Source organism: Martelella mediterranea, assembly GCF_021021415.1.
GTDB lineage: Bacteria > Pseudomonadota > Alphaproteobacteria > Rhizobiales > Rhizobiaceae > Martelella > Martelella mediterranea_C.
Genome location: NZ_JAINWJ010000014.1, coordinates 101,711 through 127,495, shown reverse-complemented (window position 1 = coordinate 127,495; position 25,785 = coordinate 101,711). Strand labels below are relative to the sequence as shown.

General features: G+C 63.1%; 22 protein-coding genes. 18 read left to right on the top strand and 4 right to left on the bottom strand.

Features of this window, described 5'->3' with window-relative positions; all coding sequences use genetic code 11:
* The first annotated feature begins 29 nt into the window (after window positions 1–29).
* Genes K7H91_RS11070 through K7H91_RS11055 form a run of 4 tightly spaced genes read left to right on the top strand, consistent with a single transcriptional unit; the run spans window position 30 to window position 5,704 of the window.
* On the top strand, window positions 30–1,757 hold the full coding sequence (locus K7H91_RS11070; RefSeq protein ID WP_230720286.1) for a glycerol-3-phosphate dehydrogenase/oxidase: 1,728 nt from the start codon (window positions 30–32) through the stop codon (window positions 1,755–1,757).
* Window positions 1,748–2,590 carry a class I fructose-bisphosphate aldolase gene (locus tag K7H91_RS11065; RefSeq protein ID WP_230720285.1) on the top strand — a complete coding sequence of 281 codons (843 nt, stop codon included), beginning with the start codon at window positions 1,748–1,750 and terminating at the stop codon, window positions 2,588–2,590. Before K7H91_RS11070 ends, K7H91_RS11065 begins: the two co-directional genes overlap by 10 nt.
* Complete coding sequence (locus K7H91_RS11060; protein ID WP_230720284.1) at window positions 2,583–4,100, top strand: FGGY-family carbohydrate kinase; 1,518 nt, start codon at window positions 2,583–2,585, stop codon at window positions 4,098–4,100. Before K7H91_RS11065 ends, K7H91_RS11060 begins: the two co-directional genes overlap by 8 nt.
* Window positions 4,097–5,704 carry a GMC family oxidoreductase gene (locus K7H91_RS11055; protein ID WP_230720283.1) on the top strand — a complete coding sequence of 536 codons (1,608 nt, stop codon included), beginning with the start codon at window positions 4,097–4,099 and terminating at the stop codon, window positions 5,702–5,704. Before K7H91_RS11060 ends, K7H91_RS11055 begins: the two co-directional genes overlap by 4 nt.
* Before the next feature lie 171 nt (window positions 5,705–5,875).
* Here the strand turns inward: K7H91_RS11055 and K7H91_RS11050 are convergent, their stop codons facing one another.
* Genes K7H91_RS11050 through K7H91_RS11040 form a run of 3 tightly spaced genes read right to left on the bottom strand, consistent with a single transcriptional unit; the run spans window position 5,876 to window position 8,659 of the window.
* Window positions 5,876–6,874, bottom strand: coding sequence for a LacI family DNA-binding transcriptional regulator (locus K7H91_RS11050; protein ID WP_230720282.1), 999 nt, complete (start codon window positions 6,872–6,874; stop codon window positions 5,876–5,878).
* 42 nt (window positions 6,875–6,916) lie between these two features.
* On the bottom strand, window positions 6,917–7,906 hold the full coding sequence (locus K7H91_RS11045) for an ABC transporter permease (protein ID WP_419197475.1): 990 nt from the start codon (window positions 7,904–7,906) through the stop codon (window positions 6,917–6,919).
* Window positions 7,907–7,918: 12 nt separating this feature from the next.
* Window positions 7,919–8,659, bottom strand: a complete 741-nt coding sequence (locus K7H91_RS11040) for an ATP-binding cassette domain-containing protein (protein WP_230720281.1) — start codon at window positions 8,657–8,659, stop codon at window positions 7,919–7,921.
* Window positions 8,660–8,815: 156 nt separating this feature from the next.
* Here K7H91_RS11040 and K7H91_RS11035 point away from each other — a divergent pair, with 156 nt between their 5' ends.
* The 5 genes from K7H91_RS11035 to K7H91_RS11015 all read left to right on the top strand — a co-directional run bounded on the left by K7H91_RS11035 (window position 8,816) and on the right by K7H91_RS11015 (window position 14,541).
* Window positions 8,816–9,796, top strand: a complete 981-nt coding sequence (locus K7H91_RS11035) for an NAD-dependent epimerase/dehydratase family protein (RefSeq protein ID WP_230720280.1) — start codon at window positions 8,816–8,818, stop codon at window positions 9,794–9,796.
* Window positions 9,797–9,840: 44 nt separating this feature from the next.
* On the top strand, window positions 9,841–10,833 hold the full coding sequence (locus tag K7H91_RS11030) for a sugar-binding protein (protein ID WP_269066149.1): 993 nt from the start codon (window positions 9,841–9,843) through the stop codon (window positions 10,831–10,833).
* Window positions 10,834–10,981: 148 nt separating this feature from the next.
* Window positions 10,982–11,929 carry a sugar-binding protein gene (locus K7H91_RS11025; RefSeq protein ID WP_230720279.1) on the top strand — a complete coding sequence of 316 codons (948 nt, stop codon included), beginning with the start codon at window positions 10,982–10,984 and terminating at the stop codon, window positions 11,927–11,929.
* A gap of 97 nt (window positions 11,930–12,026) precedes the next feature.
* Window positions 12,027–13,529, top strand: coding sequence for a sugar ABC transporter ATP-binding protein (locus K7H91_RS11020; RefSeq protein WP_230720278.1), 1,503 nt, complete (start codon window positions 12,027–12,029; stop codon window positions 13,527–13,529).
* 10 nt (window positions 13,530–13,539) lie between these two features.
* A complete protein-coding gene (locus K7H91_RS11015) occupies window positions 13,540–14,541 on the top strand; it encodes an ABC transporter permease (RefSeq protein WP_230720277.1) in 1,002 nt (333 codons plus the stop codon).
* A gap of 155 nt (window positions 14,542–14,696) precedes the next feature.
* On the opposite strand, the gene K7H91_RS11010 is transcribed toward K7H91_RS11015, so the two are convergent.
* Window positions 14,697–15,851, bottom strand: coding sequence for a mandelate racemase/muconate lactonizing enzyme family protein (locus K7H91_RS11010; protein ID WP_230720276.1), 1,155 nt, complete (start codon window positions 15,849–15,851; stop codon window positions 14,697–14,699).
* Between the two features lie 88 nt (window positions 15,852–15,939).
* Here K7H91_RS11010 and K7H91_RS11005 point away from each other — a divergent pair, with 88 nt between their 5' ends.
* The 9 genes from K7H91_RS11005 to K7H91_RS10965 all read left to right on the top strand — a co-directional run bounded on the left by K7H91_RS11005 (window position 15,940) and on the right by K7H91_RS10965 (window position 25,780).
* A complete protein-coding gene (locus tag K7H91_RS11005; protein WP_230720275.1) occupies window positions 15,940–17,652 on the top strand; it encodes an SMP-30/gluconolactonase/LRE family protein in 1,713 nt (570 codons plus the stop codon).
* Between the two features lie 19 nt (window positions 17,653–17,671).
* The gene (locus K7H91_RS11000) at window positions 17,672–18,745 is read left to right on the top strand and encodes an ABC transporter ATP-binding protein (protein ID WP_230720274.1); all 1,074 of its coding nucleotides are present in this window, start codon (window positions 17,672–17,674) and stop codon (window positions 18,743–18,745) included.
* A complete protein-coding gene (locus tag K7H91_RS10995; RefSeq protein WP_230720273.1) occupies window positions 18,742–19,554 on the top strand; it encodes an SDR family NAD(P)-dependent oxidoreductase in 813 nt (270 codons plus the stop codon). Before K7H91_RS11000 ends, K7H91_RS10995 begins: the two co-directional genes overlap by 4 nt.
* A gap of 96 nt (window positions 19,555–19,650) precedes the next feature.
* On the top strand, window positions 19,651–20,895 hold the full coding sequence (locus K7H91_RS10990; protein WP_230720272.1) for an extracellular solute-binding protein: 1,245 nt from the start codon (window positions 19,651–19,653) through the stop codon (window positions 20,893–20,895).
* Between the two features lie 68 nt (window positions 20,896–20,963).
* Window positions 20,964–21,914 (top strand): carbohydrate ABC transporter permease, encoded by a 951-nt coding sequence (locus K7H91_RS10985; protein ID WP_230720271.1) that lies wholly within the window; start codon window positions 20,964–20,966, stop codon window positions 21,912–21,914.
* On the top strand, window positions 21,914–22,750 hold the full coding sequence (locus tag K7H91_RS10980; protein ID WP_230720270.1) for a carbohydrate ABC transporter permease: 837 nt from the start codon (window positions 21,914–21,916) through the stop codon (window positions 22,748–22,750). Before K7H91_RS10985 ends, K7H91_RS10980 begins: the two co-directional genes overlap by 1 nt.
* Window positions 22,747–23,685 (top strand): dihydrodipicolinate synthase family protein, encoded by a 939-nt coding sequence (locus K7H91_RS10975; protein ID WP_230720269.1) that lies wholly within the window; start codon window positions 22,747–22,749, stop codon window positions 23,683–23,685. Before K7H91_RS10980 ends, K7H91_RS10975 begins: the two co-directional genes overlap by 4 nt.
* Window positions 23,682–24,869, top strand: coding sequence for a mandelate racemase/muconate lactonizing enzyme family protein (locus tag K7H91_RS10970; RefSeq protein ID WP_230720268.1), 1,188 nt, complete (start codon window positions 23,682–23,684; stop codon window positions 24,867–24,869). The genes K7H91_RS10975 and K7H91_RS10970 overlap by 4 nt, the downstream gene beginning before the upstream one ends.
* A complete protein-coding gene (locus K7H91_RS10965) occupies window positions 24,866–25,780 on the top strand; it encodes a dihydrodipicolinate synthase family protein (RefSeq protein WP_230720267.1) in 915 nt (304 codons plus the stop codon). Before K7H91_RS10970 ends, K7H91_RS10965 begins: the two co-directional genes overlap by 4 nt.
* Window positions 25,781–25,785: the final 5 nt, after the last annotated feature.

Here is a 25,785-nt window from a genome sequence, read left to right as displayed (position 1 = left end):
CGGAGCCCGCTCCGGCGAACGGAGCCCCTATGTCTGCGCAAAGAGCGAAAAGCTTTGAGAAACTGGCCGCAAACGGCGTCTTCGACGCCGTTGTGATCGGCGGCGGCATCAATGGTCTTGGGGTTTTCCGCGACCTGTCGCTGCAGGGCCTTCGCGTGCTGCTGGTGGAGCGCAACGACTTTTGCTCCGGCTGCAGCGCCGCTCCGTCGCGCATGATCCATGGTGGCCTTCGCTATCTGGAAAACGGCGAGTTCGATCTGGTGCGCGAATCCCTGGCCGAACGGGATGCCCTGCTTGCCAATGCGCCGCATATGGTCCGGCCCTTGCCGACCACCATACCGATCACCTCCTATGTATCCGGCCTGTTCAATTCGGCGGCGACCCTGTTCGGCGGATCGGGCAAACCCTCGAGCCGGGGCGCACTGCCGATCAAACTCGGCCTGACCCTCTATGACATGATCACGCGCGGGCGAAGCAGGCTGCCGAAACACACATTCCGTGGCGCCGCGGAGACCCGTCGGAAGTGGCCGGAACTCACCGGCAGGCTCTGTTGCTCGGCCACCTATTACGACGCCTGGATATCCTATCCCGAACGGCTGGGTGTGGAGCTGGTGCTGGATACGGAAAGCGCCGCGCCGGCTTCGATTGCGCTCAATTACGCCGAGATCAGCCTTGAGGGCGAGGGCTACACGGTGACGGACAGGGAGACCGGCAACAGCTACGCTCTCTCCACCCGCGTCATCGTCAACGCCTCCGGCGCCTGGCTTGACGAGGTGAACGCGCAGATCGCGCCGCGCGGGGAAGAGAGCGGGCCGCTGGTCTCCGGCACCAAGGGGTCGCACCTGATCATCGACAATGACAGACTGTTTGCGGCGCTCAACGGTCACATGATCTACTTCGAGAACACGGATGGCCGCGTCTGCATCGTCTTTCCCTATCTGGGCAAGGTGCTTGCCGGCTCGACGGATATCAGGGTCCAGCATGCCGGCCGCACGCGCTGCGAGGATGAGGAGTTGGACTACATACTCGGCTCTCTGAAACTGGTGTTTCCCGAAATCGCCATTCACCGGGACGACGTGGTCTTCAGCTATAGCGGCATCCGTCCGCTGCCGGTCAGCGACCACGATTTCACGGGGCGGATCTCGCGCGACCACAAGGTGTATCGCATGGACGGACCCGTGCCGCAATTCTGCATGGTCGGCGGCAAATGGACATCGTTCAGGGCGTTTTCGGAGCAGACCGCCGATGCCGTGCTGACCGAACTCGGGCGGGAACGGATCACGGGAACCGAGGCGCTGCCGATCGGCGGCGGGCGCGATTACCCGGCAAGGCCCGAATTGCTGGTCGGCGAGCTGATGGATAGTTTCGGCATCAGCCAGGCGCGCGCGACGCATATGGCAGACGCTTACGGAACGCGAGCGCGAGCGCTGCTGACGGCCCTGACGGCCCGCAAAGATGACGCGCCGATCGCGGGGCTGGAGCTCACGGCGGCGGAAATCGCCTTGATCACCGCCGAAGAGCATGTCGAGCACCTGTCCGATATCATCCTGCGCCGGACGTCGCTCGCCATCACCGGCAGGATTGATCACGGTCAGATCGAGGCGATTGCGGCCGTCATGGCGCACGAACTTGGCTGGGATGACGCCCGCAGGGCGCGCGAATGCCAGGCGGTCATCGAAGAGTTGCGGGACTATCACGGGGTTCCGCCGGAAATTCTGAAACAGAGAGCAGAGACAAGGAGCCGGCAATGCGCATAAGCACGAAAGCCCGCATGAATCGATTGTTTACCAATGGCGGATGCCTGGATGTCGCCATCGACCACGGGGTCTGCAACGAGCCGAGCTTCCTGGTCGGCCTTGAGGACATGGCCGGCGTTGTCGACAGCCTGATCAAGGCAAAGCCCGACGCCATCCAGATGGCCTATGGCCCGGCTGACCTGTTGCAGGGCCGGCCGGAAAAGGACAAGCCGGCGCTGGTGATGCGCATCGATATGGGCAATCCCTATAATGACCAGCGCCATCGGGTGATGTGGTCGATGCTGCAGAATGCGGATGAGCCGATCATCGGCGCGCTCGAGATGGATGCCGCCTGCGTGGTGGTCAACCTGTTCATGCTGCCCGACGAGCCCGAGCTATTCCGCCAATGCGTGGAGAACATCTCACGCGTGCGCGCGGCCTGCCACAAATACGGCATGCCGCTGATGATCGAGCCTCTGGTGATGCTGCCGAATGACGTGCGCGGCGGCTATCAGGTCGATGGCGACGCCGAGAAGATCGTGACGCTGGTGCGGCTGGCAAGCGAAATGGGCGCCGACATCATCAAGGCGGACCCGACCGAAAATCCGGAGGATTTTCATCGCGTGGTCGAGGCGGCGCGCGTGCCGGTGCTGGTGCGCGGCGGCGGTAAGGAGGATCTGAAGGCGGTGCTGGCCAAATCCGCAGCCTTGATAGCGCAGGGCGCAAAAGGCATGGTCTATGGCCGCAACATCTATCAGCATGACAATCCGAAGGCGGTGGTGGCGGCCCTGATGGCGATCATCCATGACGGCGCCGGCGGCGATGAAGCGTGGGACATCTATAATCGTGGCTGATCAGGCAAGATATCTGCTGGGGCTGGATGCCGGCAACACCGTGATCAAGGCCGTGCTGTTCGATCTCGAGGGGCGACAAATCGCCGCCCACGCCATCGATGGCGCAACCGAGACGCCCGCGCCCGGCATGGTCGAACGATCCGTCACCGAGCTTTGGGACAATGCCCGGGTCGCGATCAGGGGCTGCCTTGAGGCCGGTGGCTGCAAGCCATCCGCGATCGCCGCCATCGGCATGGCAGGGCACGGAAACGGACTCTATTTGCTGGACAGGGACGATGAAGCGCTGATCGGCATACAGTCGCTCGACACCAGGGCTGCGGCCCTTGCCGGGAAACTGGATGCGGACAAAGGCGATGCGCTTCACGCCATCTGCCTCCAGCGGCCATGGCCATCGCAAACCCCGACGCTTCTTGCATGGCTCAAGGCCAACCGTCCGGACCTTTATGCGCGGGCGGGGACGCTGCTTTTCGCCAAGGATGTCATAGGCTGGCATCTGACCGGGAAAAAAGCCAGCGAGATTTCGGATATGTCGGGCGCCGGTCTGCTTCGGTTGCCTGAGGCCGCTTATGACAGCGATCTGCTCGCGCTCTACGGTCTCGACGATGCCGAACGGCTGTTGCCGGAGCTTGTCGAGCCGACCAGCATTGTCGGGAATGCAACCGGAGCGGCGGCGGAGGCGACCGGGCTTGCCGAGGGCACGCCGGTGGTCGCCGGCTATTTCGATGTGGTGGCCTCCGCGCTCGGCTCGGGTGCGGTCGGCAGCGGCGCGGCCTCGATTATCGTTGGAAGCTGGTCGATCAATCAGGTCTTTTCCGATGTGCCTGTGCGCGACGATCGCGTCTTCATGATCTCGGCCTATGGCCGCAACCGGTTTGCCAACATGGAAAACAGCGCCACATCGGCGGCCAATCTGGAATGGTATGTCAGGAGCTTCGTGGAGCGCGGCGGCCATCACGACGATCCCTTCGGTTTCGTCAATGACGCCGTCGGCAGCGTGACGCCGGGGCGGGAAGACCCGATGTTTCACCCCTTTCTCTACGGCGGGCGTCTTGGCGCGCATCAGCGCGGCGGCTTTTTCGGGCTGGCCGGCTGGCATGGGGAAGGGCATCTGCTGCGCGCGCTCTACGAGGGTGTGATGTTCGAGCATCGCCGCCACATCGAAGTGCTGGCGGAGGCCGGGGTCACCTTCGACAGGGCGGCGCTTGCAGGCGGCGGAGCGCGCTCCCCGCACTGGCCGGCAATGTTCGCAGATGGGCTTGGCGTCCCGGTCACCGTGGCGCAAGCGCGCGAAACCGGCGCGCTGGGCGCTGTGATCGCAGCATCCGTCGGCGTCGGCATCCATCCCGATGAGGCGGCGGCGGTGGCCAACATGACCCGGCCTGCCCGCACCTTCGCGCCCGATCCGCACATGCGCGCCCATTATGACCGGCGCTATGAGATATGGCGCCGGGCAATGCGGGCCATGGATCCGGTCTGGCGTGATCTTGCGGCTTCGGAGACCGATGGATGAAACTGGACGGCAGCTATGATTACATCATCGTCGGGGCAGGGACGGCGGGCTGCGTTCTCGCCAACCGGCTGACCGAGGACCCGGCCTGCCGCGTACTGCTGTTGGAGGCCGGCGGCTCGGATAATTACCACTGGGTCCATATACCCGTCGGTTACCTCTATTGTATCGGCAATCCGCGCACCGACTGGATGATGAAGACCGCCGCCGAACCGGGTCTCAACGGGCGCAGCCTGGTCTATCCGCGCGGCAAGGTGCTGGGCGGCTGCACTTCCGTCAACGGCATGATCTACATGCGCGGCCAGTCCGCCGACTACGACCACTGGCGTCAGCTCGGCAATGTCGGCTGGGCATGGGATGACGTGCTGCCCTATTTCCTGAAATCCGAGGATCATCATGCGGGCAAAAGCGCGATGCATGGCAGCGGCGGCGAATGGAAAGTCGCCCGGCAGCGCGGGCGCTGGGAAATTCTCAAGGCCGTTCAGGAGGGCGCGAAGGAGTTCGGGATCATGCCGCGCCCTGATTTCAACGATGGCAGCAATGAGGGCAGCGGGTTCTTCGAGGTCAACCAGAAGAACGGCGTGCGCTGGAATACGGCCAAGGGCTTTCTGCGGCCCGCCCTGAAACGGCCAAACCTGCGCCTTGTCACCCACGCCGAGACCGAACGCCTGATCATCGAGGGCCGGCGGGTGATGGGCGTCCGGTTTCATCACAAGGGCGCGGCCTTCACGGCCCGTGCAAACGCTGAAGTCCTGCTTTCAGCCGGTGCGATCAACTCACCGAAAATCCTCGAACTCTCCGGCGTTGGCGACCCGGAGCGGTTCTCTGCCGTCGGGATAGACACCCGTTTCGCAAGACGGGGCGTGGGTGAAAACCTGCAGGACCATTTGCAGATCCGCACGGTCTACAAGGTGAGGAATGCAAAGACACTCAACACCATGGTCCACTCTCTTTCCGGCAAGGCGGCGATCGCGCTCGAATACGGGCTGACGCGATCAGGCCCCATGTCGATGGCGCCGAGCCAGTTCGGCATGTTTACGAAATCCGATCCGTCGCTGGAAATGCCCGACCTCGAATATCACGTCCAGCCGCTTTCGACCGAACGGCTGGGGGAACCGCTTCACGCTTTTCCCGCCATCACGGTTTCGGTCTGCAATCTGAGGCCCGAAAGCGTCGGCGCCAGTCACGTAACGACTGCTGACGCCACGACACAGCCGGAAATCCGGTTGAATTATCTCTCGGCTGCCAGGGACAGGGACATTGCGGTCACCTCCATCAGGCAGGCCCGCAAGATCATGACGGCGAAGGCGCTGACGCCTTACGCGCCAGAGGAAATCCTCCCCGGGCCGGCGGTCGAGGGCGATGACGCCCTGCTGTCGGCGGCCGGAAACATCGCAACCACGATCTTCCATCCGGTCGGAACATGCCGCATGGGCGTTGACGACGAAGCCGTCGTCGATCCGCAGCTGCGGTTCCGGGGGCTTGATGGTCTGCGGATCATCGATGCCTCGATCATGCCCAAAATCGTGTCCGGCAACACGGCCTCGCCCGTCGTGATGATCGCCGAAAAGGCTGCGGATATGATCAGGAAGGACTCTCGTTCCTGAACTGGGGCCGGAAGCGGCGCCTCCCGGTGCCCTGGCCTTACACGGCCCCGTTTTTGTCATCCCAACTCAGCCAGGGCTGTGTTCGCGTATTCGAGTTTTGCGGGATAAATATCGAAATGTCGGAGTCGAGGGCTCATATTCCTCCAAGATCGCAAAGGTAGACAGCTTCGACTAACCCGAGACCCGCTCGATCAGAGTACACTCGACCTTGAGCTGGTCATGCGCGCTGGTCAGTCCGCCCATCATGTCCTCGAGCAATTCGACGGCCATCGCGCCCATTTCGAACATCGGGAGATGGTAGGTCGTCAGCGGGGGCATGGTGAACTGGGCGATATCGCGATTGTCGAAGCCGACGACGGCGACATCACCGGGGATGGACTTGCCGAGCTCCTTGAGCGCTTCCAGACAGCCGATCGCCATCAGGTCGTTGGCGCAGAAAATGCCGTCGGGCGGGTCGGGGAGCCTCATCAGTTCGTGGGTCTTCTCATAGCCGGATGACGGCTCCCAGTTGCCGTAATGCACGAGCTTCGGATCATAGGCGAGGTCGTTGCTGGCAAGCGCCTGCTTGTAGCCGCGCAGCCGGTCGCGCGGGTTGTCGAGCCCCTCCTGGCCGTTGATGAGCGCAACGCGCTTGCGCCCGCCGGCAATCAGCCGCTCGGTCGCGGCGCGTCCGCCGGCGACGTCGCCGGGCACGATCGAGGGCAGGCGGCGCTGCTGGTCGTAGCAATTGACGAGCACGGAAGGCGCATCGAGAAGCGCCTGGGGCGGGTCGACCTTGCGGGTCAGGATCGTGCCGAAGATATAGCCCACCAGCGTCTGGCTTTCGCAGATGGACAATACCCCATCATCCGGATCCTCGCCCTTGCGGAACACGCCAAGCGTGACGATGATCCCGCTCTCCAGCGCCTTTTCCCGCGCGCCCTCGAAGGCGAGCGCCATCCAGGGGTCGGTGGTGAGCTCATCGACGAGGAAGACGATGACCTTGGCGGCCGCGTGGCTGGCGGTCGCCGTCCTGTTGGACAGGCGATAGCCCAGCGCCTCTGCGGCATCGAACACCCTTTTGCGCGTGGCTTCGCTGAAGCGGGCGCCGGAACTGCCGTTGAGAATGAGGGAGACGGTGGCCTGGGATACGCCGGCGCGGGCGGCGACATCCATCATTGTCGGTTTCAATGCATTCTCCAAGACGATCGGCGCAGTCGCCACTTGCAGGCCTCATGATCTGAAATGCCTGATTCGGTCGAAGGCCACCGCAATAATTATGAATGTACCTATGAACATTCCTTGCCAGAATGTCGAGATGCCAAGGAGGATCAGCGAGTTGCGAATGACCTCGATCAAAAGCGCGCCGACAACCGCGCCGATTGCCGTGCCCTCGCCACCGGCAAGATTGGCGCCGCCGATCACCGCGGCGGCGATCACGGTCAGTTCGAGCGCCTGGCCGAGATTGGTGGTGACGCTACCGAGCCATCCGGCCATCAGGATACCCGCCACGCCCGCGGTGAAGGCGGAGAACATGTAGATGCTGACCTTGAGCCGCTTGACCGGAATGCCGGTCAGGCGCACAGCGCTCTCATTGCTGCCGATCGCATAGACATGCTGGCCCCAACGCGTCCATTTGAGCGCGAGCGACATGACGAGGGTGAGGAATGCGAGCGCGTAGAGCGGGTGCGGAATGCCAAGCGTCGACCCGCCGCCTATCCATAGCAGGAGATCATGGTCGGGCCCGAATTCCCATATCATCTTGTTGTCGGAAAGCACCATGGCGAGAGAGCGCGCGGCGGAAAGCGTGCCGAGCGTGATCACGAAGGGCGGCATCCCGCCATAGGCGATCAGCACGCCGTTCACGAGCCCCACCAGAAGCGCCGCGCCGATCGCCATCGGAGCGGCCAGCCAGAACGACATGCCGCCGGCCATCAGCACGCTGATCACCATCGCGCTCAAAACCACGCTTGAGCCGACCGACAGATCGATTCCGCCCGAGGCGATCACCACCGTCATGCCGATCGCGATGATGCCGACAAAGGCGAAGTTGCGGGCGACGTTGAACAGGTTTCTTTCGCTGGCGAAGGTATCGGTCATGAGGCTCAGCGCCAGGCAGGCCGCGACTGCGGCGACAAACACCCAGAAAAGCTGCTGGGTGGCGAGTTTTCCGGCCCAGTTGCGGTGCTGACTTCTTGATATCACATGGTCCATGGTGGTCATCGGTCCGCCTTTCTATGCCGCTTCGATTGCGCCGGTGATGAGACCGGTCACTTCTTCGGGAGAGGAGCCCGCCGCTGGCTTGCTGGCGACAAGCTCGCCCCGCCGTAAAACGGCGATCCTGTCGGCGACGCCGAAGACATCCGGCATCCGGTGGCTGATCAGGATGACGCTGATGCCCTGATCCCTGAGGCGCAGGATCAGGTCCAGCACCTCCTTGACCTGCCGGACCGAGATCGCCGCCGTCGGCTCGTCCATCATCACGATCTTCGGCTTCGACAGCAGCGTGCGCGCTATGGCGACTGCCTGGCGCTGCCCGCCCGACATTTTCCTGACGAGATCGCGCGGATGGGTTTCGGACTTGAGCTGGCGGAAGAGGTCTGCCGCGGTCTCGTTCATCTGGCGATAGTTCAGGTATTTCACCAGCCCGACCCGGCGCATGGCCTCGCGGCCGAGAAAGACATTCGAGGCGGCCGATAGATTGTCGCAAAGCGCCAGGTCCTGATAGACGACCTCGATGCCCTCATCCTGCGCATCGCGCGGCCGGTGGAAGGTCACGGGCTTGTCGTCGATGCGGATCTCGCCCGCCGAGGGCGGGAAATTGCCGGCGATGATCTTCACCAGCGTGCTCTTGCCCGCGCCGTTATCGCCCATCAGGCCCAGCACTTCCCCCGGCGCGATTTCCAGCGACACGGATGACAAGGCCTGAATGGCCCCGAAATTCTTCGATATTTTCGACAAAACAAGTCTCGACACAGGTCCCCTCCCTCTTGTCCGGCGCCGCTCCGGAAAGCGTTGAGCTTATCCGGCAATCTCCCTTGGCGCCATAACTAAATCAATAATAACTTGACTTAATATTATTATTAAATAATTATCACGACCAACACAAGGGGATATCGAGGGGGTTTGCCGATGAAGCTGCTGGTGACCGGCGCGGCCGGAAAAGTGGGACAGGTGTTCTTGCCCGCCTTTCTGGCCGAGCAGCGTTTTTCGGATTTCGAGGTGGTGGCGCTTTGCAACAACCGCCTCATCGAAACCGACGATCGCCGGGTCACCGTGATCCGCGGTTCCATGGCCGATGAACAGGTGGTCGAGCAGGCGCTGGACGGCGTCAGCCATGTCGTTCATCTGGCCGCGGTGAAGGAGTCACCCGATCTCGCCATCGATGTCGCGTTGAAGGGGCTCTACCTGCTGCTCGACCGGTTCCGCCGGTCCGAGAAAGGTCGCCAGTTCCTGCTACTCAGCGGCGATTGCGTCGTTGGTCATATCTTTCAGGGCTACGCCGCGCCAATCACCGAAGCCACGCCGCGTCGCGCCTATCCGGGCGTCTATGCGCTGACCAAGGTGATGGAAGAGGTGATGCTGGAGCAGTTCGGCATCCAGTACGACGTCGGCTACACGATCCTGCGGGCGCCATGGATCATGGAAAAGGACGATTTCAGATATGCCTTCGCCCTTGACGACACGCAGTTCGGCGGCCCGCCCTGGGAAACGCTGGTCGAGGCGGCTGAACTTGCGACAATGCGCAACGGCGACGTGTTTCCCGCCATGCGCGATGTCGAGGGCCGCTTTCTGAAGCGCAACTTCATCCATGTCGATGATCTGGTGGACGCGATCCTGCTTTCGATCGACAACCCTGGGGCCCGTGGCGAGCTCTTCAATATCGCCATGAACGAACCGGTCGATTACGGCGCAGTCGCCGCGCTGATGGAGACCGCGGGCAGGGACCGGGCGGAGATAGCGACGCCGTTTCACAGCAACTGGCTGGACAATGCCAAGGCCCGCAAGGTGCTGGGCTGGACGCCGTCGGTCGGCCTGGATGAACTCTTTGAACGTGCATGGAACTACAGGCGCGGGGAAAACGACCCGCGCATTGTCTGGTATCCCGGCTGAGGAAGGAGCCTTTGCCGGCGATTGCGAAGAGGAGGAGAATTGCAATGAATATCAAGTATCTGGCTATAACCGCCCTGTCGGCGGCCATGCTTCTTGCCGGTCAGGCGGGGGCTCAGGACAAGAAGACGCTGGCGATCGTGGTCAAGGGGCTCGACAACCCGTTCTTCGAGCAGATCAATCTCGGCTGCAAGAAGTGGCTTTCGGAAAACAAGGACAGCGAATACGAGTGCCTCTACACCGGGCCCGCCTCGTCCTCCGACGAAGCCGGCGAGGTGCAGATCGTCGATGACCTCTTGACCCGTGGCGTTGCGGCGATTGCCATTTCGCCGTCGAACGCGCCGGCCATGGCCAACCGCATCCGCGAGATCGCGCCGGACGTTCCGGTCATGACCATCGATGCCGATTTCCTCGAGCAGGATCGCGACCTGCGCAAGACCTATCTCGGCACGGACAACTATCTGATGGGCGTCAAGATGGCGGAAGAGGCGAAAACGCTCCGCGCTGACGGCGGCACAGTCTGCCTTCAGCTCGGCAATGTCGCCGCCGACAACATCAATGCCCGCGCCCAGGGCTTCCGCGACACGATCGCGGGCGAGAAGAATGTCGACCGGCTCACCGGGCAGAACGGCTGGACCGAGATCGAGGGTTGCCCGGTCTTCACCAATGACCAGGCCGATCTCGCCAACCAGCAGATGTCGGATGTGTTCACCGCCAATCCGGACCTCGACGCCTTCATCCTGATCGGCGGCTGGGCGCAGTTCGCCCCGCAGGCCTATACCCAGGTGACGGACCAGGTGATGGACAGGCTGAAATCCAAGGACCTGATCATCATCGCCGGCGACACGCTGCCGCCGCAGACCAAGGCCTTCCGCGAGGGCCGCAGCCATGTGCAGGTCGGCCAGCGCCCGTTCGAGATGGGCTACCGGGCGCCCGACGTCATGATCCAGCTGATCAATGGCGAAAAGGTGGATGATCCGCTGTTCACCGGGCTCGACGTCTGCACCGCGGATGAACCCGGCTTCTGCGAGAACAACTGAGACCCCGGCGGGCGGCTTGCTCTTCAAGCGGTCGCCCGTCCGCACCGTCGCATGCCACGGCGTCGGGCAAGGCCCGTTGCGGCGTTGCCGTGCGCCATTTTCAACCTGGTAAGAGCGATCCTGGAGGAGAGGGTCGCGGGAGGACATCATGAACAAGACATCCATACTCCTGGCTGCAGCGGGCTTCGCTGTAACCGCAACGGCCACCATGGCCGACGACAAACCGCAACTGGCCTTCGTCGTCAATGCCGCATCGGACTTCTGGAAACTGGCCGAGGCCGGCGTCAACGCGGCGCAGGCCGAGCTTCCGGGCTACGAGCTGCAGTTCCGCTATCCGGCGCAGGGCACCGCCGCCCTGCAGAACGCGCTGATGGACGATCTGGTCGCCGCCGGCACGGACGCCATCATGATCTCGTCGGCCGATCCGAAGAATTCGATCGACGCCTTCAACCGGATCGCCGCGCAGGTGCCGCTGTTCACCACCGACAGCGACGCGCCGCAGTCCGACCGGATCGCCTATCTCGGCTCGTCGAACACCGCAGCCGGCGCCCAGGCTGGTGAAATCGCGGTCGGCGCGATGCCGGATGGCGGCAAGTGCATGGGCTTTGTCGGCTTTCTCGGGGCGGACAATGCCAAGGAACGCATCGCTGGCTTCCGTCAGGCGGTCGAGGGCAAGGGCATAGAACTGGTGGATGTGCGCGGCGACGATGTCGACTTTGCCCGGGCCCGCTCCAATGTCGATGACGTGCTGGCCGCAAGCCCCGACATCAACTGCATGGTGGGTTTTTATTCCTATAATCCGCCCAAGATCTATGAGGCTTTGCAGGCGGCGGGCAAGCTGGGCGACATCACCGTCATCGCCTTCGACGAGGACCCGATCACGCTTGGGGCCGTTCGCGAAGGCTCGTTTGCCGGCACCGTCGTGCAGGACCCCTACCAGTGGGGCTATCAGGGCATGAAGCTGATGGCGTCCTATCTGGAGGGCGACCGATCGGAAATCCCGGCGGACGGGCTGATCATTGTGCCGACCAAGATCATCGACCAGGACAATGTCGATGCATTCGAGGCCGAGCTCAAGAAGCGCATCGGCGGCTAGCCCGGGAAATGCGGCGTCCCTCCTGTCGCCACAGGCATTTCCCGCCCGTGCGGACATCATCGTCCGCACGGGTCAATCGGACGCATTTGAGGAAGCGATGGCACGGATCGGCAAACCCATTTCCCTGACGTTGAGCGGCATCACCAAGGTCTATTCCAGCGCCATTGCCCTCAACGACGTCTCGCTGGAGATCGCCGGCGGCGAGGTGGTCGGCCTGATCGGCGAGAACGGCGCCGGCAAGTCCACCCTGATGAAGGTGCTCGGCGGCGCGATCCGGCCGGACCACGGCGCAATCGTCATTGACGGCCACCGCATGGAAAGCCTGACGCCCGCCCGCGCGTTGTCGCATGGCATCGCCTTCGTGCACCAGGAGCTGAACCCGTTCTCAAATCTCGATGTGACCGGCAACGTGATGCTGGGTCGGGAAATGCGCAAGGGCCTGTTCGGCTTCATCGACCGCGCGGCGATGGAAGATCGCGTACGACCCTTGCTCGCCATGCTCGGCACACGCTTCGGCCCGTCGGATCCGGTCGCCGAGCTTTCGCTTGCCGACCAGCAATTGCTGGAAATCGCGCGGGCGCTTTCGACCAATGTGCGCCTGCTGATCCTGGACGAGCCGACATCGAGCCTGACCGTTTCGGAGACGCAGCGCCTGCTGGACGTCATCCGGCTTTTGCGCGAGCAGGGCGTCGCCGTCCTGTTCATTACCCATCGTCTTGGCGAGATAGAGCAGGTCGCCGATCGGGTCGTCGGTCTGCGCGACGGCAGGAATGCCGGCGACCTCGTCGGCGCCGATATCCGCAAGGATGCCATGGTGCGCCTCATGATTGGCCGTCCGGTCTCGGAATTCTACGAGAAGCCCGCCGACAGACGCGGAGACATCGTGCTCGAGGCGCGGGGCCTGCGCACCGCCGCCTATCCGCATGAAAGCGTCGATCTTGCGTTGCGCGGCGGCGAAATCCTCGGCCTTGCGGGGCTTGTGGGCGCGGGGCGCACAGAGCTTGCCCGCGCCATTTTCGGCATCGATCCGATCGAAGCCGGAACGGTGACCGTCGAGCGGAAACCGGTTACGCCCGGCTCGGTGCCGGACGCGATCAGGGCCGGGATCTGTCTCGTGCCGGAGGACCGCAAGTCGGAAGGCCTGTTTCTCGACTTTACGATCGCCGGGAATATCGCGATGCCGAACCTTGCCGCATTGTCGCGACGCGGTTTCGTCGACCGGCGGGCCGAGCTCGCTCTGGCGGTCGACGCGCGCGAAAACCTGGCGATCAAGGCCCGCCGGCTCGACCGGCCCGCCGCGGAGCTTTCGGGCGGCAACCAGCAAAAAATCGTGCTGGCGAAATGGCTGGCCACACGGCCGAAGGTCATCATCCTGGATGAGCCGACGCGGGGGATCGATGTCGGCGCCAAGGCGGAGGTCTACCGCCTGATGCGCGAGCTCGCCGCGAACGGCACGGCGCTTCTGATGATCTCCTCGGACATGGAGGAGGTGATCGGCGTATCGAGCCGCGTCGCCGTGATGAGCCACGGCCGCATCGCCGGAATCTTGGAACATGAGGCGCTGTCGGAGGAAAACATCCTGCGCCTTGCCGTCGGATAGGGGCATGACAATGCATAGAAAAGATATCGGGCTTGCGGTTCTGGTGATCTGCGTCGGGGCGATCGTGGCACTGGTCAATCCGCGCTTCCTGTCGCCGATCAACCTTGCGAACACGGCCAACCTGATCGGGCTTTTCGGCCTGTTTTCCATCGCCGAAGCCTTCGTCATCGTGACCGGCGGGATCGAGCTTTCGGTCGGCTCCGTCATCGCGCTACTGGGGGTGATCTTCATCGATCTGATCGCGACCCATGGCGTGGCATGGCCGGTTGCGCTGGCGATCGTTCTTGTGCTCGCCGTTTTCATCGGCCTGCTGCACGGCCTGCTGGTGACCAGGCTGAAGCTCCAGCCCTTCGTGGTGACCCTTTGCGGGCTGCTGATCTATCGCGGCATTGCCCGTTTCTACACCCGCGACGGCACGGCCGGCTTCACCTTCGGAACCGATTTTCCGGCGCTCGAATATCTCGTCGCCGGGCGCAGCTTCGGCATCCCGCACTCCGTGATCGCCTTCGCCCTTGTGGCCGTCGTCTCCTGGTTCGTCCTGCACCGCACCGTGTTCGGGCGGCATCTATTCGCCGTCGGCAAGAACGAGGAGGCGGCGCGCTATTCCGGGATCAATACGCGAAGGGTGATCGTCTCGGCCTATGTGCTGTGCATGCTGCTGACCGGCCTTTCGGCGGTGTTCTTCGCGATGTACACCCGTTCAGTGCAGCCGGCATCGCACGGCAATTTCTACGAGCTTTACGGGATTGCCGCCGCCGTGCTTGGCGGGTTTTCGCTGCGCGGCGGGGAGGGCTCGATCATCGGCGTCGTTCTTGGCGTCATCCTGCTTCAGATGCTGCAGAACCTCGTCAACCTTCTCGGCATCCCCTCATCCCTGAATTTCGCGGTCATGGGCAGCGTCATTCTGGCAGGCGTGATCGCCGACACGCAATTTTCCGCCTATCGCGAAAGACGCCGGCATCAGGCGGCGATGTCTTTGCTCGATAAAGCCGCAACGACGTCTAAAGGCTAGCTGCCGAATAGCCAGAAGGGATCGCAGGGCGTCAACGTCCAGTCGTTTTTGGGGAGCCGCCGGCGATTGTGGCGCGAAACTCGGTCGTCACTTCGAGACGGACAGCGCGACACCTTGCGATATCCTGATCCGAGTCGGATATATCGGCTTCTCGGTCAGTATTGCGGCTTGACCGGAAACCAGTCGGGGCGCGCAGGATCGAGATAGGCGCCTTCGATCCGGTCGACTGTGTAGCGGGCAATCATCTCCGGGTCGGGGGTTACGCCGAGGCCGGGAGCCTCAGGCACGGCGAAGCTTCCATGGGCAAGTTGCGGCGGGTCGTGAGCGATATCGCCGGCAAGATAGGCGCGCTCGGTATCGATGGCGAGCGTCATATTCGGTATTGATGCAGCCAGATGCAGATAGGCGGCCTGGCTGATGGCAAGTTCCGCGCCCGAATGAAGCCCCACCTCGATGCCTGCTGCTTCGGCAATCGCAGCGGCCTTGATGACCTGCCACAGGCCGCCGGCCTGGTGCGGGTCGAGAAGCAGGATCTCGGCGGCCTGATTTGTCACGATATTGCCGACATCCTGCAGCGTGTAGGCGCTTTCGTCGAGCGCGATCGGGAGGGGCTGGTTCTGCGCGAGCGCTCTTGCGCCGACAAGGTCGTCGAGCTCAAGCGGCTGCTCGACATAGGCCGGCGCCAGCGGCCTCAGCCGTTCCAGCTGGCGTTTCGCGGTGGCGCGGGTCCACGCGCCGTTGACGTCAAGGCGAATATGAGCGTCGTCGCCGAGGGTGTCGCGCGCTATCGTGGCAAGCGCGATGTCACTTTCGGCGTCGAAGCCTATCTTGACCTTGAAACTGGAATAGCCGCTCTCCCTGAAGGTCATCAGCCGCTCGGCAAGCTGTGCAGGCTCGCGGGTGAATGTGTAGGCCGCAGCCGCGACCTTGTCGCGCCAGCGGCCGCCCCACATCGCCCAGAGCGGCAGGCCGGCGGCTTTGCCCTTCGCGTCCCACATCGCCATTTCAAGGGCCGCGATCGCCATGACGGCGGCGCGCTTGTGGTGGTAGTAGCCCGCCCCCAGAACATGGCGGTGGAGCCGCTCCACATTGTTGATGTCATAGCCGGGCCCGATCTTTGCCACGACTTCGCGGAAGACGGCCGGCACGGCGTCGATCAGGCACAGCGTTTCGCCCCAGCCCTCGACCCCTTCATCGGTCGTCAATCTGCAGATCAGCCGCGTCGTGCCGATCCGCGTGCCCGAGCCCCAGGCGATCACTTCGGAAAACGGGACGCGGACAAGCCAGTGATCGATCGTGGAAATGCGCATTTCGGCCAGACTCCTCCCAAACCTTGCTTGACTTGGAACTTAGTTTCAAAATATACGAAAGGGAAGAGTGAAGATTGAGGAGCGGTCATTGTCGGACGCGAAAAACAACGAGGACGACGCGGAAATCGGCGGCATTCCGCCCGGCATGCAGGCGCTTTCGCGCGGGCTGCGGATACTCGACCTGATCAGCGAGGGCGAGGGGTCGGTCCGCTTCACCGCGCTTCAGGAAGGCTCCGGCCTGCCCAAGGGCACACTGCACCGCATTCTGCAAACGCTGGTCGAGGAACGCTATGCGACCTTTGACGAGCGCGACCAGGGTTACCGGCTCGGCGCGCGTCCGTTCCAGCTTGCCCACAGGGTGTGGGACCAGTTCGACCTGCGCGGCGCCGCCGAACCGGAACTGCTGCGCCTTGCAGAAGAAAGCAGCGAGGCAACCCGGCTTGGCCTCCTGGACGGCGGTATGATTCTTTATATCGACCAGCGGGAAAAGCACCGTCAGGTGCGCATCGCCAACGGTATCGGCTCGCGCGCCGCCATTCACGCGACAGCGCTCGGCAAGGCGATTGCGGCGCATTTGCCGGAGGCCGATCGCCGCCGTCTTCTGAGTGCGCAGGATCTGCAGGTCTATACCGATCACACCATCGTCTCGAAGGGCGATCTGGACCAGCAGCTCAACATCATCAAGGCGCGCGGCTATGCCATCAGCATCGGCGAGCAGCACGAGGATATCAGCGCGGTTGCCGCGCCGATCCTCGATCATCGCGCCCGCCCGATCGGCGCCATCGGGATTGTCGGCCCGTCCTATCGCCTCAATGCCGACCGGCTTCATGCGCTTGGTCGGGATGTGATTGAGGCCGCGCGCCGGATCGCCGGGAATATCGGAGAGCTTGCCATGTCCATCGCCGTTGGCCCGCGTCCGCTCGATACCGGTCGCGAGGATATCCGCTGCGTGTTACCCGGTGAGGATTTCCTGGGTGAAGGGCCGTTCTGGTCAACGGCCGATCAGCGGCTGCACTGGGTTGATATTCTTGCGCCGCGGGTCATCACCGGCGATCCCGAAACCGGAGAGCGCAGTTTTCTGCCGATGTCGGAACTGGTCGGGGTCGCAGTTCCCAAGGTCTCCGGCGGCTTCGTCTGCGCCACCGAGACCGGCATCAAGTCGCTTTCGGCCGATGGCACCCTGACCACGCTCGCCGATCCCGAGGCGGAGCGCCCGGATAATCGCTTCAATGATGGCAAATGCGATGCCAGGGGGCGGCTCTGGGTCGGTACGCTGGCAATCAACACCGAGCCGGGGCGGGGCGCTCTGTGGCGGGTGGATCCCGATGGCGCGGTGACGCGCATGGCGGACAGAATCCACATCTCCAACGGTCTCGGCTGGAGCCCCGACAACCGCACCTTCTACTTCACAGATTCCGGCAAGCGCACGATCTACGCCTATGATTTCGACCTTGAGGCGGGCGAGATCGCCAACCGGCGCGTCTTTGCCGAGATCGCTGCTCATGACGGGGTTCCCGACGGATTGACGGTGGATGCCGAGGGGTTTGTCTGGACGGCGCTCTGGGACGGCTGGAGCGTTCAGCGCTTCGCCCCTGACGGCAGGCCGGAGCGCAGGATCACGCTGCCGGTGCCGCGGCCCACGAGTTGCACCTTCGGCGGAAAGGACATGACGACGCTGTTTGTCACCACGGCCCGCATCAGGCTGTCGACGCGGCAATTGTCGGATGCGCCGCTTTCCGGCAGCGTCCTGGCAATCAACACGGAGATCAAGGGGCAACCGGACCGGCCGTTCGCCGGCTGAACTGCTTTTGGGAGGAAACATGGCCGATCTGAAAATTACCGGCCTTCACAAGCGCTATGGCGCGGTGGAGGTTCTGAAGGATATCAATCTTGATGTCTCGCATGGCGAGTTCGTCGTCTTCGTTGGTCCTTCGGGCTGCGGGAAGTCGACGCTGCTCAGGATGATCTGCGGGCTTGATGAGGTTTCCGCCGGAACGATCGCGCTTGGCGGCGAGATCGTCAATGATGTGCCGCCGGCAAGGCGCGGCGTGGCCATGGTTTTCCAGTCCTACGCGCTCTACCCGCATATGACGGTGTCAGAGAATATGAGCTACGCGCTTCGGCTTGCCGGCACGGAGAAGAACGAAATCGATTCCCGTGTGCGCACGGCGGCTTCCATCCTGCAGATCGAACCGCTGCTTCAGCGCAAGCCTCGCCAGCTTTCCGGCGGCCAGCGTCAGCGCGTCGCCATCGGCCGGGCTATCGTGCGCGAGCCGGAGGTTTTTCTGTTCGACGAGCCGCTCTCCAACCTCGATGCAGCGCTTCGGGTCGATATGCGCATGGAGTTTGCGCGGCTGAAGGAACGGCTCGGCACGACGATGATCTATGTGACGCATGATCAGGTCGAGGCGATGACGCTCGCTGACAAGATCGTGGTGCTGCATGACGGGCGGGTCGAGCAGGTCGGCTCGCCGATCGAGCTTTACCAGCGCCCGGCCAATCGCTTCGTTGCCGGCTTCATCGGCTCACCCAAGATGAATTTTCTGCCGGTAACGGAGGATGGTTCGGGACTGCGTCTTCCCGGCGACGGCCTGTTTTCCACCACCGTGCGCGGCGTCAGCGAAATCGGTGTGCGGCCGGAGCATCTGCGGCTCGGCGAAGGCGGCGACGGCCGGCTTTCCGGCCGGGTCGTTGCGACGGAACATCTGGGCTCCGATACATTCGCCCACCTGGAGGTGGAGGGCCTTGACCGGCTGCTTCAGGTGCGGCTTGAGGGCGAGCAGAAGGTCGAGCGCGGCGTGTTGCGCGCCGTGGCCTTCGATGCGGCGCAGACCTATGGTTTTGCCGAGGATGGCCTTGCCGTTGATGTCGCCAGGCGACCGGTGGCGGCATGAGGCTGGAACGCTCGGATCATCCCGAACTTGTCCCGGTCGAAATTGAGGCCGCTCGCTATCCCAGCCTTGAAGGGCGCGGTGTGCTGATCACCGGCGGTGGCTCTGGCATCGGCATGTATCTGGTCGAGGCCTTCTGCGCGCAAGGGGCGCGGGTTGCCTTCATCGATATCGATGCGGAAGCCGCCGAACATGTGGCCTCCGTCTGCGCGGAAACCACCGGCAACAGGCCGTTTCACCGGATCGCCGATCTGCGGGATATCGACGCCCTGCGTGGCGCGATCGATGCGCTTCGGTCTGAAGCGGGGCCTTTCCGTGCACTGATCAACAATGCCGGCAATGACGACCGGCTGCCGCTTTCAGAGATCACGCCGGAATACTGGGACGACCGGCAGAATGTGAACCTGCGCCATCAGGTGTTTGCCGCGCAGGCGGTTCTGCCGGATATGGCCGGCGTCGGCGGCAGTATCGTCAATATGGGTTCGAACAGCTGGATGCAGGGAGCCGCAGGACTGTTGCCCTATACAACCGCCAAGGCCGCCGTGCACGGCATGACGCGCAGTCTGGCGCGCGAGGTCGGCGGACATGGCGTCCGCGTCAATTCCATCGCGCCCGGCTGGATTCTGACCGAGCGGCAGGTCAGCCGCGCCAAGGCGATCTATCAGGGCAAGTTCGACGACTATCTGTCGCGCCAGTGCCTGAAGGAATTCCTGTTGCCGCCGGATGTGGCGCGGATGGCGCTTTTTCTCACCGCGGATGATAGCCGCATGGTCACCGGGCAATGCCTGATCGTGGATGGCGGCGTCGTCTAGATTGGAACTTAGTTTCAAAGTTCTTGCGGAAAGGCGGATTTTCGCCTAAAAATACAGTTGGAACAAAGTTTCATTAATTTCTGGGAGGAGTGAGAAATGAAATTCGGAAGATTTGCGATGGCAACGGCCGTGGCCGCGCTTATGGCCCTGCCGGCAGCAGCGACCGACGTGGAGTTCATGTCCTGGACCTACGCCGAAGATGCCAACAAACCGCTGATTGAAAGCATGATCGAAAGCTTCGATGGCGGAGAGGTCGAGGCGCAGGGCTATGCCTGGGGCGAGATGAACAAGAACTATCTTCTGCGCGACCGCACCAACACGCTGCCCGATGTCGGCCAGAGCCAGGCGCGCCTGCTGCCGATCATCGCCAATATCGATGACCTGCAGGACTTCAACGAGATCATCGGCCGCGACAAGCTGCTCGAGACCTTCGATGAAGGCTACCTCGCCATGGGCGAGATCGACGGCAAGCAGCTTGCCCTGCCATGGATCGTCGGCACGATCGGCATGGTCGCCAACACGGAGGTTCTGGACGCTGCGGGCGTTGAGGGCATTCCGGCAACCATGGATGAGTTCAAAGCGGCTCTCGTCGCCGTGCGCGACAATGTGCCGAATTCCGTGCCGCTTGGCCTCGCGACCAAGAACCCGAATTCGATCCTGCTCGATTATATCACCTGGGTCTGGACCTTCGGCGGCGAACCGCTGACGGCGGACGGCAAGCCCGCCGTCAACTCACCCGAAGCCGTTGCGGCGCTTGAATTCATGACCGATGCCGTTTCCGAACGGCTGGCAGCCCCTGAAATCGACCGGCCGGACGCGCGCCGCCTGTTTGCCCAGGGCGCGACCGCGTTTTACATCGACGCGCCGCAGGCATTGAGCTTCGCCCGCGATTTCTCCGGCCGTGGCGAGGAGATCGATGCAGCCGTGAAGCCGATCAAGGCGCCCGTCTTGAAAGAGGGCGATACCCCGGTATCCATTCAGTGGGGCCATGTGCTGACCGTCTTTGGCGATGAGAACGCGAGCGCCGATAGCCCCGCTGTCGAATTCGTGATGCATCTTCTCTCCGACCAGGAACTGGTGCCCTATGCCGTCGGCCTTTCGACGCTTCCCGCGACCAAGTCCGGCATCGCGTCGGAGGAAGTGCAGAGCGACCAGTATCTCGCCGACTGGGCTGCCGCCTCGGTTTCGCCCAAGCGCAACACGATCGCCTCTCTGCCGCAGGGCGCCGAGGTCACGACCGTGATCGGCGAAGAGGTGCAGGCGTCGCTTCTGGGTCAGAAGTCGCCGCAGGAGGCAGCCGACGACATGCAGGCGCGTCTGGAAGATATTCTTGGCAACTGACCGGGAAACGCCAGAGTGGGGCGGCGGAAATCCGCCCCGCAACCCTCTTCAGCATTCTTAGGTAAACCATGTCCGTTGAACCCGAAACGGGCGCGGCGCAGTCCGCGCCCCCGCTCAAAGTCTCGCCTTACGCCCGCAAGGGCGGGCTCAAGGCCGGCGAAGGCCGGATCGGCATGCTGCTGCTGCTGCCCGCGGTGCTGGCGTTCTGCATCGTCGTGCTGAAGCCGTTCATCGAGGCGCTCGGCCTGTCGTTCTACAAATACACGATCGAGATGAGCGAGCCGAAGTTCATCGGTTTCGGCAATTATCTCCGCGTGCTGAGCGATCCGGCGATCCTCGGTTCGCTGGTGACGACGCTGATCTATGTCGCGCTTGCAACCTTCTTTTCCATCACCATCGGCATGGCCTGGGCGCTGATTCTCAACCAGCCTTTCATGGGTCGCAACGCGCTTCGCGGCCTTTCGCTCCTGCCCTGGGTGATGCCGGCCACGGTTTCGGCCTTTCTGTGGGGCTGGATATTCAATTCACGCTACGGGCTCTTGAACGCGCTCGGCCAGGATATGGGGCTGATCGAGTATCCGGTCGCCTGGCTTTCCACATCAACGGGCGCCATGGCGGCGGTGGTGATCACCAAAGTGTGGCTTTCGATACCGCTGTTCATGGCGTTCTTTCTCGCCGGCCTCGCCTCGATGGACAAGGAGCAGATCGAGGCGGCGCGCGTCGATGGCGCGGGCAATTACCGGGTGATCCGCGATCACATCCTGCCGCATCTCAGGCCGGTGCTGCTGGTCACCGTTGTGCTTGGCATGATCGGCAATCTGCAGCATTTCGACACGATCTGGGCGCTGACCGGCGGCGGGCCGGTGCGCGCCACATCGGTGCTTTCCATCGAAGTCTACCGCCGCGCCTTCGAGCAGTGGGACATCGGCATGGCCGCCACCGTCGGCGTGCTCTGGGTCGCGACCATCATGCCGCCCGCCTATTTCTACCTGCGCCAACTGATGAAAGGGGTCGAATAATGCTCGATCTCTCGACAACCCGCGCCAAGCTCGGCTTTGTCGCCTGCGCCCTGGTGATCGGTTTCTTCCTGTTCTTTCCGGTCTACTGGATGGTGATCTCGTCGCTGAAGGCCGATGCCGAGTTGTACCGCATCCGCCCGACATTCTGGCCTCATGATGTGACGCTGAAGCACTTCGCGACCGCACTGTTCGAAGGCGATCTGCTGCGCCAGCTCGGCAACAGCCTTCTGGTCTCCACGTCCTCGGCGGCGCTCAACGCGACGCTTGCGGTCTATGCCGGCTATTCCTTCGCCAAATACCGCTACATCGGCCGCCGGCCGGTGATGCTGTTCATGCTGTCGGCGCAGATGTTTCCCTTCGGCCTGCTGCTGATCACGATCTATCCGGCGCTGGTCAACTGGGGTTTGCTTGATACGAGGCTCGGGCTGATGATTTCCTACATCGTCTTCGCGCTGCCGGTCGCCACCTATATGCTCTACAGCTATTTCAGTCAGGTGCCGAATGAGCTGATCGAGGCAGCGCGCGCAGATGGGGCCGGGGATTTGAGGATCCTGCACACGATCGTGCTTCCGATCTCGATCCCGCCGATCGTCACGGTGTTTCTCTATTCCTTCATGTGGAGCTGGAACGACCTTCTCTATTCGCTGACGCTGATTATTTCCGAGGACAAGCGCACGATCGGACCGGGCCTGCTTCTAACCTATCTCAATGAAACCAGCGCGGATTGGGGCGGGGCCATGGCCGCGTCGCTGATGGCGGCGCTGCCGGTGACGGTGGCCTTCATCGCGCTGCAGCGCTTCTTCATCCAGGGCGCAACAGCGGGGGCCGTAAAATGAAATTGTCCGGTGTCTTTCCAGTTCTGTGCACCCCCTTTGGCGATGACGGCGCGGTTGCGCCCGACCAGTTTGACCGGGTCATCGACTTCGTTCTGCGTTCAGGCGCCGGGGGCTGCGTCTTTCCCGGCGTTGCCAGCGAGGTCGACACGCTGAGCGCGGATGAGCGCGGCCTGCTGGTCGCGCGTCTCGGCGCACGCCTGCAGGGGCGTATTCCCTTCATCGTCGGGGCGAGTGATCCCGATCCGGATGCCGTGCTGACACATATCGAGCGCGGCGCACGAGCAGGGGCGGCCGTCGCCATGGTCATCGCCCAAGGGGCCATTGGCCACGATCTTAATGCCCAGCTTGCCTATTTCGAGCAGATCGGCGCCGACAGTCCGCTGCCGCTGATGCTGCAGAACCAGCCGGTGCCGATCGGGGCGGGATTGAAGGCGGATGATATGGCGACGCTCGCCCGCGCCGTTCCCGCGATCCGCTACGTCAAGGAAGAGACGCTGCCCTGCGGGCAGAACCTGACGCTGATCCGCGAGGCCTGCGGCGATGCGATCGAGGGCGTCTTCGGCGGCGCGGGTGGGCGCTATGTCATCGATGAACTGGCGCGCGGCGGGCTTGGCACGATGCCGGCCAGTGAGTTTGCCGATCTGCATGTGCGCATGGTGGGCGCCTGGCAGCGCGGCGACCGGGACGAGGCGCGGCGCCTTTACGAAGTCAGCCTGCCTGCGCTCACCTTCCAGGCCGTCTTCCGCATGCACATGACCAAGGAGACGCTGCGCCGGCGCGGTGTGCTGGCGACCACCCATGTGCGCGGCAAGGGGCCGAAGATGGATGCCGGCGACCGCGCCGAACTGGCGGCGCTTTTGCAGCGCCTGTCACCGGAATTTCAGAACGATCCGCTTGCCGAGGCGACGCGGGAAGAACAGGAAACGATCATATGAGCCGCAATCAACTGGATGCGATCGCAAAGGTCGAAACCTTCATCATCGACATTCCGCGCGCGGTTCCCTATCTCGGGCCGCTGCGCGAAGGCGAGTTCATCAATGAAAAGGGCTATCTGGTCCGCAAGGGCAACCGTTCGATCTATCCCTCATCCGATCTCACGGTGCTGGTCAAGATCACCGGCGAAAGCGGCATGGTGGGCTGGGGCGAGACCTACGGGATTGCAGCGCCCGAGGCCGTCAAGGCGATCATCGACAACCTTCTGGCCCCGGTGATGCTCGGCCGCGACCCGTCCGATGCCGCGGTGATCCATGAGGACCTCTACGACCTGATGCGGGTGCGCGGCTTTTTCGGCGGCTATTATGTCGATGCCCTGGCCGGCGTCGATATCGCCTGCTGGGATCTGTTCGGCAGGCTGGCGAACCTTTCTGTGGCCCAGCTTCTGGGCGGCCGCCGGCACGAGACGCTGCCGGCCTATGTCTCAGGCCTGCCCAAGGCGACGCTGGCGGAACGCTGCCAGCTCGCGGTCGAATGGGTCGGCAAGGGGTTTCGCGCCATCAAATTCGCCGCAGCCGTCAGCGACGACGGCATTGTCCGCGAGATGGAAGCGCTGCGCGAGGCGGTCGGTCCCAATATCGACCTGATGGTCGACCTGCACTGGAAATTCGAAGCGAGCGAGGCGATCCGCCTGATCCGGCGGCTGGAGCCGTTCAACCTCTATTTTGCCGAAGCCCCCTGCCAGCCGGAGGATCTGGAAGGCCAGGCGCGGGTTGCGCGCGGCATCGGCGTGCCGCTGGCGCTGGGCGAGGAATGGCGCACGACCTATGAATATCGCCCGCGGTTCGAAGCCCGCGCCATGGGCATCATCCAGCCGGAGATCGGCCATACCGGGATTACCGAATTTTCCCGGATCGGCGTCATGGCCCACGCCTTCCATGTCAATGTCATTCCGCATGCTTCCATCTCGATCGGCATCTTCACCGCCGCCTCGCTTCAGGCAACCGCGGCGCTCCAGCGCGTACCCTACCACGAATACCAGCACTCGATCTTCGACCGAAACCTTGCCTTCACCGATGGCGACATGGCCTGCGGGGCCGGGCATTACACCATTCCGACAGGTCCGGGCCTGGGCGTCGTGCCGAACGAGGCGGTGTTCGAACATATCCGAAAGGGGACGGCATGAGCGACTGGAAGGGCATTTACCCGATCCTCTATGCCTTCTGGGACGATCAGGGCCGTCTCGACCGTGCCGCCATGGCGCGCCAGGTCGAATACTGCATCGAAGCGGGCGCGCATGGGATCGCGGTGCTGGGGCTTGTCACCGAGGTGCACAAGATGGACGTCAATGAGCGCCTTCATCTTGCGGAAATGGTCGGAGAGATGATTGGCGGCAGGGTGCCCTATGCAGTGACCGTTGGCGAACCCTCAACCGCCGGCCAGGTTGCCTTTGCAAGGGCCGCGGCTAGGGCGGGTGCGGACTGGGTCATCCTGCAACCGCCGGCGATCAAGGGCACGTCCCAGGCCGACCTGATCCGCTTTTTCGGCCACGTCGCCGATGCGGTGGATATCGAGGTCGCCGTTCAAAACAATCCCGTCAATCTCGATGTCTCTCTGTCGACCACAGGACTCGTAGAACTGAACCGTCAGCACCCCAACATCACCTTGCTCAAAGGCGAAGGCTTCTCGGTCGATATCGCTCGCGTCATCAGGGATTCTGAAGGCGCCTACCGGGTTTTCGGCGGTCATGGCGGCATCGAGTTCATCTCGCTGCTGCGCTCCGGCGGCGTGGGGTTGATCCCGGCGCCGGACTTCGTGAAGGCGCAGGTGCGGCTTTTCAATGCCTGGCAGAACGGCGATGTGGCCGAGGCGGAACGCATTCACGGTCAAATTCTGCCGGCGATCGTGTTCATGTCGCGCTCCGTTCCCGCCATGCTCTGCTACGGCAAGCGTCTGTTCGCCTCGCAGGCCGGCATAGAAGAGGTGAGGGACCGTGCGCCTGCTCTTCGGCCAACCGAATTCGGCCTGTCCGAGATAGACCGTTTTGCAACCGCGATTGCCTTGGCCGGCGGTGAGCGACCCGTGGAAGGGGCCTGATGGTC

Coding starts and splice junctions, on each gene's coding strand:
- K7H91_RS11070 (WP_230720286.1), top strand. CDS start 30: ATGTCTGCGCAAAGAGCGAAAAGCTTTGAGAAACTGGCCGCAAACGGC.
- K7H91_RS11065 (WP_230720285.1), top strand. CDS start 1,748: ATGCGCATAAGCACGAAAGCCCGCATGAATCGATTGTTTACCAATGGC.
- K7H91_RS11055 (WP_230720283.1), top strand. CDS start 4,097: ATGAAACTGGACGGCAGCTATGATTACATCATCGTCGGGGCAGGGACG.
- K7H91_RS11045 (WP_419197475.1), bottom strand. CDS start 7,906: ATGACCACCATGGACCATGTGATATCAAGAAGTCAGCACCGCAACTGG.
- K7H91_RS11035 (WP_230720280.1), top strand. CDS start 8,816: ATGAAGCTGCTGGTGACCGGCGCGGCCGGAAAAGTGGGACAGGTGTTC.
- K7H91_RS11030 (WP_269066149.1), top strand. CDS start 9,841: ATGAATATCAAGTATCTGGCTATAACCGCCCTGTCGGCGGCCATGCTT.
- K7H91_RS11025 (WP_230720279.1), top strand. CDS start 10,982: ATGAACAAGACATCCATACTCCTGGCTGCAGCGGGCTTCGCTGTAACC.
- K7H91_RS11020 (WP_230720278.1), top strand. CDS start 12,027: ATGGCACGGATCGGCAAACCCATTTCCCTGACGTTGAGCGGCATCACC.
- K7H91_RS11015 (WP_230720277.1), top strand. CDS start 13,540: ATGCATAGAAAAGATATCGGGCTTGCGGTTCTGGTGATCTGCGTCGGG.
- K7H91_RS11010 (WP_230720276.1), bottom strand. CDS start 15,851: ATGCGCATTTCCACGATCGATCACTGGCTTGTCCGCGTCCCGTTTTCC.
- K7H91_RS11000 (WP_230720274.1), top strand. CDS start 17,672: ATGGCCGATCTGAAAATTACCGGCCTTCACAAGCGCTATGGCGCGGTG.
- K7H91_RS10995 (WP_230720273.1), top strand. CDS start 18,742: ATGAGGCTGGAACGCTCGGATCATCCCGAACTTGTCCCGGTCGAAATT.
- K7H91_RS10990 (WP_230720272.1), top strand. CDS start 19,651: ATGAAATTCGGAAGATTTGCGATGGCAACGGCCGTGGCCGCGCTTATG.
- K7H91_RS10985 (WP_230720271.1), top strand. CDS start 20,964: ATGTCCGTTGAACCCGAAACGGGCGCGGCGCAGTCCGCGCCCCCGCTC.
- K7H91_RS10980 (WP_230720270.1), top strand. CDS start 21,914: ATGCTCGATCTCTCGACAACCCGCGCCAAGCTCGGCTTTGTCGCCTGC.
- K7H91_RS10975 (WP_230720269.1), top strand. CDS start 22,747: ATGAAATTGTCCGGTGTCTTTCCAGTTCTGTGCACCCCCTTTGGCGAT.
- K7H91_RS10970 (WP_230720268.1), top strand. CDS start 23,682: ATGAGCCGCAATCAACTGGATGCGATCGCAAAGGTCGAAACCTTCATC.
- K7H91_RS10965 (WP_230720267.1), top strand. CDS start 24,866: ATGAGCGACTGGAAGGGCATTTACCCGATCCTCTATGCCTTCTGGGAC.